The following is a 15,051-nucleotide window of genomic DNA, read 5'->3' on the forward strand; positions in this document are numbered from 1 at the left end:
ACGGGAGGGATTGCTTTGCGGTCATGTTGGGTTAAGCCTTTTTGTCTGGTACTGGCGGGAGCGCTGTTGTTATCGCCTGTTGGTTGGTGGGGAGAGTCTGTGGCAAAGGCAGCTCCGTCTATAGAACATTCCCCGCCCGTTTCGGATATGGTGCTATCGGCGGGTAGTATCCATAAGACCATTGGAACGTATGGATTTGAGCAAGGAAACAGCGACGGCTGGAAGCCCCGAGGAACTTATACCCAAATTGCATCCGTCACGGAAGCAGCATATGGCGGCACGCACAGTCTGAAGGCAACCGCTCGTACAGCGGCTTGGAACGGGGCGGAGCTGGATGTGAAGTCGCTGTTGCAGCCGGATGTGGAGTATGAAATTAGTGGCTATGTGAAGCTGGATGGTCATTCTGCGAGTCCGAGCATGGTTAAACTTACAGTGGAGCAGCAGCCGACAGGCGGGACTACGACATGGAAGACGGTAGCGCAGACAGAGACGGCGGATACATCATGGATCAAACTTCAGGGGAAATATACTTTTACCGGGGGGATGGATGCATTGAAGCTGTATGTGGAAAGCTCGAATCCCGCGCAGGCCTACTATGTGGATGAGGTAGAAATAACACAGGTATCGAAGACGCCAACGGAGCCGGCCAATGGTATCGTATCCGGGTTTGAAGATGGTACGGCTCAAGGATGGGTGTCCCGTATGGGTACCGAGACCGTACAGGTTTCGGACGCCGATGCACGAAGCGGCTCATACAGTCTGCTGACAACAGGCAGACAAAAGACATATGCCGGACCCAAGCTGGATGTGACTGCTACGATGCAAAAGGGCAGCCGATATACGGTCAGTGCCTGGGTGAAGCTGGCGCCGGGTGAGCAGCCTGCCAAGGTGAGGCTCAGCGTACAGCGTGATCATCAAGGGGATAGTGCGTATGAAACTGTTGTAGGCGACACGGCTACTACGACAGGGGGATGGATGCATTTGTCTGGTACGTATACGCTTGCGCACGATGCAGACACCGTTTCCATGTATTTGGAAACGGTGGAAGGAACGTCTTCCTTTTATATGGATGATTTCGAACTGTCACTTGTACCTCCGCTGGCTATTGAAAAGGACATTCCTTCTTTGCATGGATTATATGGGGGACAGTTTAGCATTGGCACGGCGATTGAAGCTTTCCAGACCGAAGGGGCTTACGGAGAGTTGGTACAGAAGCATTTTAACAGCGTCGTTGCAGGGAATGCGATGAAGCCAATCTCCTTACAACCGTCCGAGGGACAGTTCCATTGGGAGGAAGCAGACCAAATTGTGCAGTTTGCTAGACAGCATGGATTGGAAATTCGCTTCCATACTTTGGTGTGGCATAACCAAACTGGGGATTGGATGTTCAAGGATAAGAATGGACAGCCGATGACGCCGACTGCTGAGAATAAAAAGCTTTTGCTGGATCGGCTGGAGACGCATATTCGCGCTGTTGCAGCCCGGTATAAAAATGTCATCACCGATTGGGATGTGGTGAATGAGGTCATTGATCCTGATCAGCCGGATGGCATGCGCCGTAGTAAGTGGTATCAGATTACCGGTACTGATTATATTGAAAAAGCATTCCGTGTCACGAGGGAAGTGACGGGCCCGAACGCACGGCTATTCATTAACGATTACAACACGCATGAGCCGAAGAAACGGGATTTTCTGTACAATTTGGTACGTGATCTGCTCGCTAAAGGTGTACCGATTGACGGGGTAGGCCACCAATCGCATATCCGCCTGGAGTTTCCCGCTATTAGCGAGATTGAGCAGTCCATAGAAAAGTTTGCTTCGCTTGGTCTGGATAATCAGATTACCGAGCTGGATATGGGCCTTTATTCCAATGACACAGATCGCTATGAAACGATTCCAGAATCTATGCTGATCCGGCAGGCTCACCGTTATCGGGCGTTGTTCGATATGTTTTCAAGGCAGCAGGATCATATCAGCAATGTGACGATTTGGGGTACGGATGATGGAAATACGTGGCTCAGCACGTTTCCGATAGCCCGGTTGGATAAGCCGCTACTATTCGACGAACGGTTAAAGGCCAAATATGCCTATTGGGCACTTGCTGATCCGTCCAAAGTTCCGCCGTTGCCAGCAGGGAATAACGAATAAATGGTTTTAATACATGGCGGGCTTGTTTTGCCTTATTTTATGCTGTATCGAACGTCGCCTTATACAAGCATAAAAGCAGGCTGTCCTTCACATGTGACATGTAAAGGACAGCCTGCTTTGTTATCGTAAAGGAATTGCAGTTTTATTCCAAATTGGCGTGTTGACCAAACATAGATTTGGAGGTCAGCTTGCGCAGATCCATCGTTCTGAGTACCAATGCGTCACCGTACAACAGCAGGGTCTGCTCAAACAATGAGCCCATGGGCTGAATCGTCTGGTAGTCCTTGTTGGACGGGTCCTTGGCCGCACCAGGCAGCTTGACGATGACATCGGCCAGTTTGCCAATGGTGGAACCGGGAGAAGTGGTTAGTAGCGCCAGAGAGGCTCCGAGTTTCTTTGCTTTTTCTGCCATGGAGATCAGGCTTTTGGTTTCACCAGAGCCTGAACCGATAATGAGCAGGTCACCCTCGCCCAAACCGGGAGTTACGGTTTCCCCGACTACGTAAGCTTGAATTCCCATATGCATCAGCCGCATTGCCAGCGAGCGAATCATGAACCCTGAGCGGCCCGCACCTGCCACGAATACCTTATTGGCAACGGCGATGGAATGGATCAGCTGTTCCGATTCCGTATCACTGATCAATTGTGGAACCAATTGTAGCTCCTTGAGTACCTCAGATAAATATTGAGAGGTTTCCATTGGGGTTAACCTTGTTTGATAAGCTGTTGCATTTGGGAAGCTACAGCCTTTTTGTCGTCCTCGCCAGTGATACCACCGCCGACGATAACCAGATCCGGTTGAGCCTTCACGACCTCAGCCAATGTGCTCAGCTTAATACCGCCAGCCACGGCAGTTTTGGAGTTTTTCACGACTTTTTTGACGGTTTGCAGTGCTTCGAACGGGCTTTGTCCTTCAGCTTGCAGATCGTAGCCTGTATGCACACAGATGTAGTCAACGCCCAGAGCGTCGATTTCCTTCGCACGTTGCTCCAGGTTTTTAACACCGATCATATCCACCAGGATTTTTTTGCCGCCTTGTTTTTTCGCTTCTTCTACTGCGCCTTTGATTGTTGCATCTTCAGCTACAGCCAAAATCGTAACGATATCCGCACCAGCCTCGGAAGCTTTTAGCACTTCATAGCCCCCTGCATCCATAACCTTCAGGTCAGCCAGCACTTTCAGATTAGGGAATGCTTCTTTCATTGCTTTTACTGCATGAAGCCCTTCATTGATGACAATCGGCGTACCGATTTCTACGATATCAATATACGACTCTACTTCTTTTACCAATGCAATCCCTTGCGGGATATCTACTAAGTCTAAAGCCAATTGAAGTTCCATGTTATTAACTTCACTCCTTAAGTGAATTTATATTTTGATGAACAGGTACATGCTCTGTTGAGTATCAATCTATACTTTAGTTTCATGCACAGGTTTGATTGTAAGGCCCAGCTACCCGGTTGAAAAGTACGCACTAATTCGTAACGTAGTTACCCCCACGATACTATAGCATCATAAAAACCATCCATGAGAGAGCCTACATTTTGTTTTCTTTTAGCATTATTTCTATAAGGGGAGTCAACTATTCATAACCGATAACCGTACACAGCAATGTAAGGTTGCAAAAAAAGAAGGTAGCGATGATTGAATTGACTTCAAGTTAGGTTTTGACTATATTTGTAATATAATGGTATGCAAAAAATGGAGGCTAAGAGTATAACTACCCTGAAGAGTAGCCGCTGTGCTAAGGGGTAATCGCAATTTTCAGGATAGGGAGGCGGGTTTTAGTGGAAGAGGTCCTGAACCAAAGGGAAGCCATTTATTTGTTGTCGGACAGCCACGAACTCGATAAAGCTTGTGAGTTGTTTAGAATCAGCTACACACATAATGATTGGGATGAAGCAAACAAAGTAGCAGACTATCTGCATACGTTGGCTGAAAACCTGTATCACACCCAACTGAGAAATGCTGCAGACGGCAAGTATGAGACATTGGACACCAAACACCCGCTAGTGTTTTATTATGCTTACAGTTATTTGGCGAAATCTATTTACTATCAGAATATGGGCAAGTATGAGGAAGCCAGAAACTATATTATGAAGTATAGCGAAATGGGTTGGTTTATGGGGCTGGATCAGAGCGGTCACGAAGAAGTAGAGAGATTCCGTTTCCTCGCCAAGGCCAATTTATTTACGATTGAATTACTTTCGGGGAGAAGGGAACTTTTGCCTGAGTACGTTCAATTTCTTCACGACAATGACGAGGAGCTACTTCCAGGATTGGTTGGTATTGCCGAAGCAGCTAACCTGAATAATTGGAATATAGACGACCTGCTGAACGATTTTGCCGATGATATTAAGATATTTGAAGGTTATGAAGATAGAGCAAACCGCGTATATTATTTAAAACTGGTCAACCAATTGGCCATTTACCATTTCAAGAAGAAGCAGTACTCCGTTGCCTTAAATTATGTCCTTGATTCTCTGCAATTCTCTGCCAGTGTAGAAGCGGATGCCGATTTCAGGACACTGGTTGCTCTGTTTGAGACTTATCGAGATTTGGCAACACCATCACAGCAAGAGCAATACCAAACCATTTTATTAAGGGGGCTTCATAATGAAAAAGGCATTAATCTCGGTAACTATGGTCTTGGCGTTTCTTAGTATTGCTCTTCCGTTGGGAAATATTTTGGGAGGGTTAGACCCTGTGATTCCTTCAAATCATGGTGTTTTTTCTTATACTGCTTGAGTTTCAGATTTAGACCTTCAAGCCCGATAGGGCTTTTGTACATAAAAGGAGCACACTTTTACGCATTTTGCGATCAGTGTGCTCCCCTTTTTTATGGCAAGATTTATTTTACGACATACGAAGTCAGGTCATTGGCCAGATGTTGCATCGTTTCACTCGCCTTTTGCATACGCTCCATCACTTCAGTGAAAGAGCCTACCAGAGTCGCCTGCTCTTGAGAAGAAGAAACAATTTGCTCAATTTCCTGCTCCATTTGACGAATGGAGTTCTGTACATCCTTAAGGGCTCCTTCAATATCGACCGTCGCCTTTTTGGATTCTACGGATAGCTTGCGCACCTCTTGAGCGACGATACCAAAGCCTGCTCCTGCTTCTCCGACACGCGCGGCCTCGATCGCTGCATTCAATCCAAGTAGGTTGGTTTGGTCAGAAATTTCCTTGATGAACACAGCTACCTGATTGATTTTACCTGAGTTTTGTACGGCGATTTGGGTGTTTTTCAAAATCTGTTCACTGGTTGCCTGAAGCTCCTCGGAATGAGCCGCCACATGCTGTACCATATCAATGAGCTGCTCAGTGATGGAGAGGTTCTCAGATACGATTTGATCCAGTTGATTTTTGTTAGTCAAATTATAAGAGGCCGCAAACGCTGCGATGACTTCACCTTTCTCGTCAAATACAGGAATACTGATCATATCAAGAGGAAACCCTAGAATTTCAGCAGGGATGTGGGTCAGGCTGGGCTCACGTCCATTTTTAAGCATGGCAAAATCTTTATAGTCTTCGAGCAGCTCCGAACCCGTTTCAAAGCCGAGGTCCATACCCTCAGATTGGGTATACATAAGGACATGAGTGCGGTCGAAGAGAGCAAGGGTCACTTTCTCACGCATAATCTGTTGTATGTAGGGAATGGCTGCAATTAATGCATCTATTGTATTCAAATAGATAACCTACCTTTCTTTACTAGATATATTTTTTATAGTCTCGTATATAGTTGTCGGTCTAAAGACGGATAGTTATAAAGATATTGAAAATTTAAAGGGAAATGAAAGCTTCAGAAAAAAAAGGCATACCGTTTCCATTACGGAACGATATGCCTTCTATTTAACCTTAACATGTCAGTGTTGTGTATAGGTAGTTCACTTGCCGCGTTGCTCGAACAGTTGTGCGATTTCCACAATAACCTTGGTAGCAAGTACCATGTTGTCCACCGACACGTATTCAAACTTACCGTGGTAGTTCTCCCCACCTGTAAAAATATTCGGTGTAGGCAGTCCCATGTAGGATAGCTGTGAACCGTCTGTACCGCCACGAATCGGCTTAATAATGGGTTCGATATTCAGCTTTGTCATTGCTTCATAAGCGACATCGACGATATGCTTGACTGGCTCTATTTTCTCTTTCATGTTGTAATACTGATCTCTCAATTCCAGCGCAATACGGTTTTCTCCATATGCGGCCTGCAGCTCTTTGACTACATTTGTTAAATAAGCTTTCCGGTTTTCAAAGCTCTCGCGGTCAAAATCACGGATAATATAGTATAGTTTAGCTTGTTCTGCCGTGCCTGTAGACTCCAAGAGATGATAGAAGCCATCATATCCGTCTGTATATTCCGGGGCTTCGTTTGCAGGTAACCGACTGTGCAGCTCCATAGCGATTTTGGCAGCGTGGATCATTTTGTTTTTAGCCGTACCGGGATGCACATTCACACCGTGAATGGTAATATGGGCGGCTGCGGCGTTAAAGCTCTCATACTCCAGTTCTCCGAGCGGTCCGCCGTCTACCGTATAGGCATATTCAGCGCCAAAAGCGGCTACATCAAAGCGTTCCGGTCCTCTTCCAATCTCTTCGTCCGGTGTAAAGGCAACGCGAATTTTGCCATGTTGAATTTCTGGATGGTCAATCAGGTAGTGGATAGCTGTCATGATTTCTGCGATCCCGGCTTTGTTGTCTGCACCGAGCAGGGTGGTACCATCTGTTGTGATCAGGGTGTGGCCTTTATATTGAGTCAGTTCGGGAAACTCACGTGGAGAAAGAACCACACCAAGCGAAGCATTCAGCGTGATATCGCCCCCATCATAGTTTTCCGTCAATTGCGGCTTTACCCCTGCGCCAGTCAGCTCGGTAGCCGTATCGAGGTGGGCGAGAAAACCGATGACGGGAACCTCTTTATCCGTATTGGAAGGAAGGGTCGCCATCACATAACCATGATCATCAATAGTTACGTCTGTCATACCAATGGCTTTCAATTCGCCCACCAAGAGGTTGCCCAATGTGAGCTGTCCGGGTGTAGTGGGGCAAGTGTGGCTACTTTCATCAGATTGGGTATCTACCTGAACATATGTAGTCAGGCGGTCAATCAGTTCCTGTTTCATGTGTGTATCCTCCTTAGTGTCATTTCTATTATGGTACGTATTTTATCATGATTAGGCTTATAATATGAAAAAAATGGTTGACCCTTTTAGGAATGACGGGTTGTGTTGCACAGGGGAGACGAGTAAGATAATAGTAAAATAAAAGTAAAAATAGAGTAAAACAATTAAAGGAGTCTGCAATGCCTACGTTAAAAGATATCGCCCAGGAGGCAGAGGTTTCGATATCCACGGTCTCCCGAGTGCTGAATTATGATGAAACACTGTCTGTATCAGAGGAAACGCGGCGTAAAATTTTTGAGGTTGCCGAGCGCATGAAATATACGACGGTTAAGCGTAAAAATGGCGGTATTGGTCGTCAGCCCCGCAAGAAGGCAGAGGGACCCATCCGGTTGGGTATGGTGCACTGGTTTAGCGCGTACGAGGAACTGGAAGACCCTTATTATCTGTCTATCCGGTTTGGCGTGGAAAAAGAGTGCCGCCAAAGCGGGGCGCAGCTGGAGCGTATTTTCAGAAGAGAGGACCTGACTGCGCTGAAGACGTCATCCGAAGGGCTACATGGACTAATCGTGCTGGGGCATTTTAGCAGCGAAGAGGTAGAACGTATGCTGGAACTGCCCATTCCTTGCGTCTTTCTGGATCATCCGGTAGAGCGTACAGGGGCAGACTATGTGGTCATTGACCTTGCTCACGCTGCGGCTGATGCACTGGATTATTTGATGGGCGCAGGCCATCGTCACATCGGATATGTAGGTATGGGCAAGGATGAGCAGTCCCATGATTCCGAACGAGTCGAGCTAGATGCCCGCTATGAGACGTTTTTGCGGTATCAGGAACAGCACAGGCTATGCACGTCGGATGATATTCATGTGTGCGGAGGAACGGCGGCAGACGGCTTCCGTGCGATGGAAGCGGCTATTCTGGCAGGACCAGAAAACCTGCCTACAGCCTTCTTTGTCGCGAGCGATTCGGTGGCTATTGGGGTGTTGAAGGCGCTGGAGCAGCATCAGCTTGCGGTGCCGGAACGTATCTCAATTGTTGGCTTCAACGATATTCCGACAGCGGAATATTTGACCCCATCTCTGTCAACAGTCAAAACGCATACCGAACTGATGGGAGAAACGGGCGTTCAGCTCTTGCTGCATACAGTACGCAACGGTGCAAACGAGGTGGGGCGCAAGGTCATCATTCCGACCGAGCTAATGATTCGCAACAGCAGTGCGCCGCTGCATACCGATGCCAAATAAAATCGACGCTATGGATTTGGACAGCCCCGCCTTCCGGGGCTGTTTTTTGATTATAAAAAGATACAAAAATGGATTGACAATTGTCTTGGAAATGCTTACATTGAACATATATTTATTTTACTAAGTTTTACTCGTAATTTTTACTTAAATATTTTACTATGGTATAAGAGTGGAAAATAAAAGGTTGAGGTGACTGCCCATGCGTACCATTTTGCCGTTGAATGACCAATGGTTTTACCTTCCTGAATATGTCGAGAGCGAAGTAAGCGCAGGCATTGATGCAAGTCGGTATGAGCCAATTCAGCTGCCGCACACCAATGTAGAGCTTCCGTATAATTATTTTGACGACAAGGCATTTCAGTTTATTTCTACGTATAAAAGAGAGCTGAACATTCCGGCAGATGCAAAAGGTAAGCGAGTGTATGTTGATTTTGAAGGAGTCATGACCTATGCCCAGGTATATCTAAACGGGGTAAAAGCGGGGGAGCATAAAGGTGGATATACACCGTTCAGCGTTGAATTGACCGAACTTGCCGAGTATGGCGGCTCCAATGTGCTCACAGTCATTGTCGATTCCACGGAACGGGACGACATCCCTCCCTTTGGGGCAGTCATTGACTATCTGACCTACGGCGGTATTTACCGCGAAGTGCAGCTGCGAATAGTGGAGCCTGTACACCTTGGAACGATATTCATTCAGACACCGGAGCCGCTTGCGGCAAATAAGGCGGTGCGCGTGGTCGTGGAGCTGGAGGGCATCGGCGATCAGCAGGACGACTTGACGGTCGCGCTGCAATTGCTGGACGGAGCGAGCGTGAAGGCGGAGATCGAGCTGGCAGCGGTGACGGCGGCGGAAGTAACGCTGGAGCTGAAAGAGCTGGGCGGCCTGCGGCTTTGGGCTATAGATGATCCCAAGCTGTATGAAGCGAAGCTGACGCTGCTACGAGGCGGAGAAGAGTTGGATCAGGTGACCGTGCGCTTTGGCTTCCGCCAGGCTGAATTTCAGCCGGACGGTTTTTACTTGAACGGGCGGAAGATCAAGCTGCTCGGCCTGAACCGTCACCAGTCCTATCCGTACGTTGGTTATGCTATGCCCAAAAGAGCGCAGCGTCGTGATGCAGATGTGCTCAAGGAGGAGCTGGGGCTGAATATGGTACGGACATCCCACTACCCTCAGTCCCGTCATTTTCTAGACCGCTGTGATGAGATTGGATTGCTCGTTTTCGAAGAGATACCGGGTTGGCAGCATATTGGCGGTGAAGCGTGGAAGGAGCAGGCAGTGAGGGACGTAGAGGACATGATTATCCGTGATCGTAATCATCCCTCCATTGTAATCTGGGGGGTACGAATTAATGAGTCGCAGGATGACCATGATCTGTACACGCGTACCAATGAGCTGGCACGAAAGCTAGATCCGACCCGTGCTACGGGTGGTGTGCGTTATATTGTAGGCAGTGAGCTGCTGGAAGACGTATATACGATAAATGATTTTGTTCATGATGGTGGGCACAAAAAATATTTGGCGAAGGAAATCCGCAATTTTGATACGTATGACGATACAGAAGGCGTAGATGGCGAAACGACAGGCTTGCGCCAGCCGTCTCTCGTTACAAAGCTGGATCATCCGGTCCCTTATCTGGTAACGGAATATAACGGGCATATGTACCCGACCAAGCGTTTTGACCAGGAGGAACGGGTAATGGAGCATGCACTGCGCCATACGCGGGTCCAAAATGCTTCCTATGCCGATGAGGGCATTGCCGGAGCGATTGGCTGGTGTGCTTTTGACTATAACACGCATGCTGATTTTGGTTCCGGTGATAAAATTTGCTACCACGGTGTCATGGATATGTTCCGCCTACCTAAATTTGCAGCGAGCGTGTACCGGAGCCAGAAGAACGTCGAACAGGAAATCATTATGGAGCCGGTCACTTACTGGTCTCGTGGCGAGCGGAATATCGGAGGCATCGTGCCGCTGGTCGTGTTCACCAATTGCGATGAGGTGGAGTTCATCTACGGTCATGAGCGCAAAGGTGTTTATCGTCCGAACCGAGAAAAGTACCCGGCGCTTCCTCACCCCCCTGTCGTGATCGACGAGCTGACAGGCCACTGGGGCATGAAGTGGGAACACGCTGTATTCATTGGGTACGTAGACGGGCAAGAAGTGATCCGCAAATACTATTCACGTAATCCGGTGCTGACAGAGCTACGGGTAGCTGCAGATGATATGGTGCTGGAAGCTGGCGATTGGGACGTAACCCGAGTAGTAGTGGATGCTCTGGACGAATACGGCAATGCCCTGCCGTTCTATGCAGATCCTGTTTCGGTGGAGGTCGAGGGAGTGGGTGAATTGATCGGTCCTTCAAGCTTATCCCTAATTGGTGGACGCATTGCATTCTGGATTCGTACAAAGGGTGAGGCTGGCAATATCCGCGTGAAAGTTTCCGCGCCTTCTCGTTTCGGTTCGCAGGAATTGAGCATTGACGTGCAATAAGGAAGCAAAGGCATTATACAGGCGGTTATATATCGTAAGTGGTTATCCATGATTCCCAGAAGGAGTTGTCCGCAGATTCTGCAAAGGATCTGAGAGGGCAACTCCTTTTTAGCATAGGTTAGGGTACGTTAATCTATGAGTCTTTCAAATTGTGTCTTATTACTGAGTCACTTAACGTTACGCTCGTAGATTGGAAGCATAGAATACACTATCAAGCGCAAGGGAGGTGAATCCTATGGCGATTCTATTACCTCAGCAATTCTATTCTCTCGCAGCTAATATTGGTAAATCATACTTTGAAAACTTGAACGGTGGCGCGAATGCTACAATTACCGTTAATAATAACGGTCCGGCACCGATCAATCTTGTCGTAACTCGTGTCAATGCACCTGTGATCACTTATGTTATCCCCCCAACTAACAGCCTCACGTTAGAGGTTGCTTTACTGCTGGTAGCTGCTCTGCAGACTACCGCAGCTGGAGCAGCTACGGGTACGATCCAGATTGCGACAGCTGATTTTTAACCTGTAACGACCTGATCCTCTAACTCTAGCTTTGCCGTATGGCAAGGTTAGAGTTTTTTTGTTGGAATTTTCTGAAACTTTTTTCATGTTGTGCCGATATATACATATAGCATAGCAAACAACAACATCGAAAAGGAGTACCCTGTATGAGCTTTAGCAATCCGGTTTTACGTGATGACATCTTTTTGCGCGAAGATGAAAGAGAAGCTAGTGAACAACGCATGACCATCGGAGGAACGGTGAACAAAACGTTGCTTCTGCTGGTTCTGCTCATCGTCTCTGGAAGTATTACCTGGTACATGACCTACGAAGGAACCGTAGAGGTGCTATCCTTGCTGACGGCAGGCTTTATTGGTATGGCAGGCGTAGCACTTGCGATATCCTTTTTTCCCAAAACGGCTCCATTACTCTCTCCTGTATATGCGATTCTGAGTGGTTTTGCTTTGGGTGGCGTTTCAGCTTTTATGGAGTATGAGTACCCTGGAATTGTAGCCAATGCCATTTTGCTGACCGTGGGTATCTTGTTCTTGATGCTCTTTATGTACACACAGCGAATCATCAAGGTGACACGCGGCTTTATCTCATTCGTGGTCCTGTGTACGATGGCGATTTTTCTGGTGACGCTGGTTGATTTTATCTTGAACTTTTTCGGTATGAATGTTCCCTATATCCATGAAACAGGTTGGCTGGGAATTGGCATTAGTTTATTTATCGTGATCATTGCGGCTTTGAATCTGCTGGTTGATTTCAATTTTATTGAAGAGCAAGCAGATCAAGGTGCACCCAAATATATGGAATGGTATGGTGCTTTTGCATTACTGGTGACTCTAGTCTGGCTGTATGTACGGATTCTGGATCTGTTGGCCAAATTCAGTAAGAGGGACTAAGTGCAGGGTAAGAAGAAAAGGATGGCTGAATGCCGTCCTTTTTTGTATTAAATAGACGGTTTAAAAATTGCATTTTACGTTAAATACATAGAAGTTGGGTAAAACATAAAGAAGACAGGAGAGGAGTGAGTGTATGTATCAAGTGGTGCTGGTTAGGCATGGAGAAAGCGTGTATAACCGACAAAACCTGTTTACGGGCTGGACGGACGTGGACCTGACTGAACAAGGGACTCATGAGGCCATTGAGGCGGGACGTATTCTCAAGGAGGCTGGTTATACGTTTGATTTGGCATTCGCCTCTGTGCTAAAACGATCTATCCGCACGCTGTATCACATCTTGGATGAGCTGGATCATCTCTGGATACCTGTGCAGAAATCATGGAAGCTGAATGAACGCCATTACGGTGCTCTTCAGGGGCTTAGCAAGCTGGATTCCGCCGTGCAATACGGCGAGGAGCAGGTTCATATCTGGCGGCGTAGTCTGACGGTGCGGCCCCCCATGCTGGATGAGCAGGACGAGCGGAGTCCGCATCGGGAAGAGCGTTATCGTAATATTAAGCCAGAAGAGCTACCGCTTGGGGAAAGCCTGGAGGACACCGTGCATCGGGTCGGTGAGTTTTGGAAGCAGCGGATTGTACCTTTGATTCTCAAAAAGGATCGAGTAATCATTTCTGCACATGGTAACACTTTGCGGGCCTTAATCAAGTATATGGAGAATCTGGACGAAACCGCATTGCTGGATTTGAATATTCCGACAGGCATTCCACTGGTGTACGAGCTGGATGAGCATATAGATCCCATCCGGCGTTTTTATCTCGGTGATCCGAGTCATGTAGAGGCTAAGAAGCAGGCCGTGGCCAACCAAAGCAAGGTAACGGAGTGACTTTCCATACACAAAGAGGACAGGGCGCTTCCTCGCATCCTGTCCTCTTTGTGTTGGGTATAGATTAAGCGTTCGCTTCTTCTTCTGTTTCCTGGCTGTCTTCCTCTGCGGGAAGTGCCCACACCGATACACTGCCGGCACGAACGGGAAATATGCCGTAGCCATCCTGCTCAATTTTTACGGTATGATCGTGATGTCCGGTCAAATCCATCCATTCTTCCCCTGCACGTTGTTTGCCTACGAACATGCGCTTTTCTCCGTCATTTGCGTTGGTGATCACCACAGCACATCCGGAGCCTTCCAGTTCAGGCACGCCTTGACGAACCCATCCAATCGTATGGGGATCATCGAAATAATCTTTTTGCTCACCATAAGCTTTATGGTACCGGGCATATAGAAGCGGGTCTAGCTCAGCCTGCTTGCCTTTGACGGGCGTTTGCCCCTGGATACCGTAGTAATCGCCGTAGAACACACAGGGATAACCGTCCTTGCGCAGCAAGATGAGTGCATAGGCGCTGGGCTTGAACCAGTCCTCCACCCAGGATTCGAGCGCTTCATGCGGCTGGGAATCATGATTATCGACAAAAGTAACCGAGTTGAGGGGATGGGTATGAACAAGCGTATCCTCGAAAATGGTGCTTAAATCGAAATCCTTGCCACCCAAGGAAGCGCTATGTAGTTTGTAGTGGAGGGATACGTCAAATAGGTCGATTTTATAATCAATGGTATCCAGGAACTTTTGACACGATTCCAGATCCGGTTTCCAAAACTCGCCTACCATATAAAAATCCTGCCCGCGTTTTTTAATCATTTCTGTAGCAAACTCTCGTACAAATTCATGATTAATATGCTTGATTGCATCCAGACGGAATCCGTTGCATTGCAGAGTATCTACCAGCCATTTTCCCCAACGGATCATCTCTTTGCGCACATCCTGATGATTATAGTCAATATTGGCGAACATTAAATAATCATAATTGCCGAATTCATCATCTACATTTTCGCTCCAGCTTTTATTTTTACCTAAAATACGATAGATTCCTGTCCGGTCCTGGCTAGCATCGTAATCGGTTCCGTTAAAATGTTCAAAGTTCCATTGAAATGTGGAATACTGACCTTGACGGCCGGGGAACGTAAATTTAGTCCAGCCTTCGATATCAAAGGGCTCGGAAATGACTTCATTGCGGTTATCCGGGTTAACCTCGACGACCTTGAATACTTCAGTTTCATCCGCGCCGGCCTTATGATTCATGACCAGATCGACATAGACGGCCACGCCGTGGCGAACACAGGCGGCAACAGCCTCCAGCAGGTCTTCCCTGGTTCCGTATTTGGTGCGCACCGCACCTTTTTGGTCAAATTCGCCCAGATCGTAAAGGTCATAGACGCCGTATCCCGTATCCTCGGGCGATTGGCCTTTGGTGACAGGTGGAATCCATATCGCGTCAATTCCTTTGGCCTTCAGTTCCGGAGCCAGGCGGGTAAGCTTTTTCCAGTGAGAACCGTCAGCTTCGACATTCCACTCGAAAAATTGCATCATCGTATGGTTCCTTTTCATGTGCGTCCCTCCTTCATATATAACAAGTTACCCACCAAGTGAGGGGGGCTAAACGTCAGACGGTCAATATGATGCTGAATGAAGAACGAGGATCGCTGTATAACGTATGCTAAATCATTAAAATTTGTTATACCTAAGTGTTCCCAACGACTCGGGTAGCTAGAAAAGGGAACGTGAAAACGGTAAAATGAA

General features: G+C 47.5%; 12 protein-coding genes. 7 read left to right on the forward strand and 5 right to left on the reverse strand.

Features of this window, described 5'->3' with window-relative positions; genetic code table 11:
• Window positions 1–15 precede the first annotated feature (15 nt).
• The gene (locus MHB46_RS15560) at window positions 16–2,148 is read left to right on the forward strand and encodes an endo-1,4-beta-xylanase (RefSeq protein ID WP_341162788.1); all 2,133 of its coding nucleotides are present in this window, start codon (window positions 16–18) and stop codon (window positions 2,146–2,148) included.
• 142 nt (window positions 2,149–2,290) lie between these two features.
• On the opposite strand, the gene hxlB is transcribed toward MHB46_RS15560, so the two are convergent.
• Together hxlB and hxlA are read right to left on the reverse strand one after the other, a co-directional pair.
• The gene (hxlB, locus tag MHB46_RS15565) at window positions 2,291–2,848 is read right to left on the reverse strand and encodes a 6-phospho-3-hexuloisomerase (protein ID WP_341162789.1); all 558 of its coding nucleotides are present in this window, start codon (window positions 2,846–2,848) and stop codon (window positions 2,291–2,293) included.
• Between the two features lie 5 nt (window positions 2,849–2,853).
• Entirely contained in the window at window positions 2,854–3,489 is a 636-nt protein-coding gene (hxlA, locus tag MHB46_RS15570; RefSeq protein WP_013312540.1) for a 3-hexulose-6-phosphate synthase, read from the reverse strand.
• A gap of 446 nt (window positions 3,490–3,935) precedes the next feature.
• Between hxlA and MHB46_RS15575 the strand changes: the two genes are divergently transcribed.
• The gene (locus MHB46_RS15575; RefSeq protein WP_061829483.1) at window positions 3,936–4,811 is read left to right on the forward strand and encodes a hypothetical protein; all 876 of its coding nucleotides are present in this window, start codon (window positions 3,936–3,938) and stop codon (window positions 4,809–4,811) included.
• Window positions 4,812–4,999: 188 nt separating this feature from the next.
• Here MHB46_RS15575 and MHB46_RS15580 read toward each other — a convergent pair whose 3' ends face one another.
• Together MHB46_RS15580 and pepT are read right to left on the reverse strand one after the other, a co-directional pair.
• Window positions 5,000–5,836 carry a methyl-accepting chemotaxis protein gene (locus tag MHB46_RS15580; RefSeq protein ID WP_165178012.1) on the reverse strand — a complete coding sequence of 279 codons (837 nt, stop codon included), beginning with the start codon at window positions 5,834–5,836 and terminating at the stop codon, window positions 5,000–5,002.
• A 198-nt stretch (window positions 5,837–6,034) separates the two neighbouring features.
• On the reverse strand, window positions 6,035–7,270 hold the full coding sequence (gene pepT / locus MHB46_RS15585) for a peptidase T (protein WP_023990904.1): 1,236 nt from the start codon (window positions 7,268–7,270) through the stop codon (window positions 6,035–6,037).
• Window positions 7,271–7,449: 179 nt separating this feature from the next.
• On the opposite strand from pepT, the gene MHB46_RS15590 reads away from it, so the two are divergent.
• The 5 genes from MHB46_RS15590 to gpmA all read left to right on the forward strand — a co-directional run bounded on the left by MHB46_RS15590 (window position 7,450) and on the right by gpmA (window position 13,301).
• Entirely contained in the window at window positions 7,450–8,514 is a 1,065-nt protein-coding gene (locus MHB46_RS15590; protein WP_341162790.1) for a LacI family DNA-binding transcriptional regulator, read from the forward strand.
• A 199-nt stretch (window positions 8,515–8,713) separates the two neighbouring features.
• Window positions 8,714–11,008, forward strand: a complete 2,295-nt coding sequence (locus MHB46_RS15595) for a glycoside hydrolase family 2 protein (protein ID WP_341162791.1) — start codon at window positions 8,714–8,716, stop codon at window positions 11,006–11,008.
• Between the two features lie 235 nt (window positions 11,009–11,243).
• Window positions 11,244–11,531, forward strand: coding sequence for a hypothetical protein (locus MHB46_RS15600; protein ID WP_190298222.1), 288 nt, complete (start codon window positions 11,244–11,246; stop codon window positions 11,529–11,531).
• A 146-nt stretch (window positions 11,532–11,677) separates the two neighbouring features.
• Window positions 11,678–12,418, forward strand: coding sequence for a Bax inhibitor-1/YccA family protein (locus tag MHB46_RS15605; RefSeq protein WP_023990900.1), 741 nt, complete (start codon window positions 11,678–11,680; stop codon window positions 12,416–12,418).
• A 133-nt stretch (window positions 12,419–12,551) separates the two neighbouring features.
• Window positions 12,552–13,301 (forward strand): 2,3-diphosphoglycerate-dependent phosphoglycerate mutase, encoded by a 750-nt coding sequence (gene gpmA / locus MHB46_RS15610; RefSeq protein ID WP_190298221.1) that lies wholly within the window; start codon window positions 12,552–12,554, stop codon window positions 13,299–13,301.
• A gap of 64 nt (window positions 13,302–13,365) precedes the next feature.
• Here gpmA and MHB46_RS15615 read toward each other — a convergent pair whose 3' ends face one another.
• Entirely contained in the window at window positions 13,366–14,859 is a 1,494-nt protein-coding gene (locus MHB46_RS15615; RefSeq protein ID WP_341162792.1) for an alpha-amylase, read from the reverse strand.
• Between the last annotated feature and the right edge of the window lie 192 nt (window positions 14,860–15,051).

Origin of the sequence: Paenibacillus sp. FSL H7-0703 (genome assembly GCF_038003485.1) — a bacterium.
GTDB lineage: Bacteria > Bacillota > Bacilli > Paenibacillales > Paenibacillaceae > Paenibacillus > Paenibacillus polymyxa_B.

Bases quoted from the DNA above. Each gene is read 5' to 3' on its own strand.
- hxlB (WP_341162789.1), bottom strand. From the start codon at position 2,848: ATGGAAACCTCTCAATATTTATCTGAGGTACTCAAGGAGCTACAATTG.
- hxlA (WP_013312540.1), bottom strand. From the start codon at position 3,489: ATGGAACTTCAATTGGCTTTAGACTTAGTAGATATCCCGCAAGGGATT.
- pepT (WP_023990904.1), bottom strand. From the start codon at position 7,270: ATGAAACAGGAACTGATTGACCGCCTGACTACATATGTTCAGGTAGAT.
- MHB46_RS15590 (WP_341162790.1), top strand. From the start codon at position 7,450: ATGCCTACGTTAAAAGATATCGCCCAGGAGGCAGAGGTTTCGATATCC.
- MHB46_RS15595 (WP_341162791.1), top strand. From the start codon at position 8,714: ATGCGTACCATTTTGCCGTTGAATGACCAATGGTTTTACCTTCCTGAA.
- MHB46_RS15600 (WP_190298222.1), top strand. From the start codon at position 11,244: ATGGCGATTCTATTACCTCAGCAATTCTATTCTCTCGCAGCTAATATT.
- MHB46_RS15605 (WP_023990900.1), top strand. From the start codon at position 11,678: ATGAGCTTTAGCAATCCGGTTTTACGTGATGACATCTTTTTGCGCGAA.
- gpmA (WP_190298221.1), top strand. From the start codon at position 12,552: ATGTATCAAGTGGTGCTGGTTAGGCATGGAGAAAGCGTGTATAACCGA.
- MHB46_RS15615 (WP_341162792.1), bottom strand. From the start codon at position 14,859: ATGAAAAGGAACCATACGATGATGCAATTTTTCGAGTGGAATGTCGAA.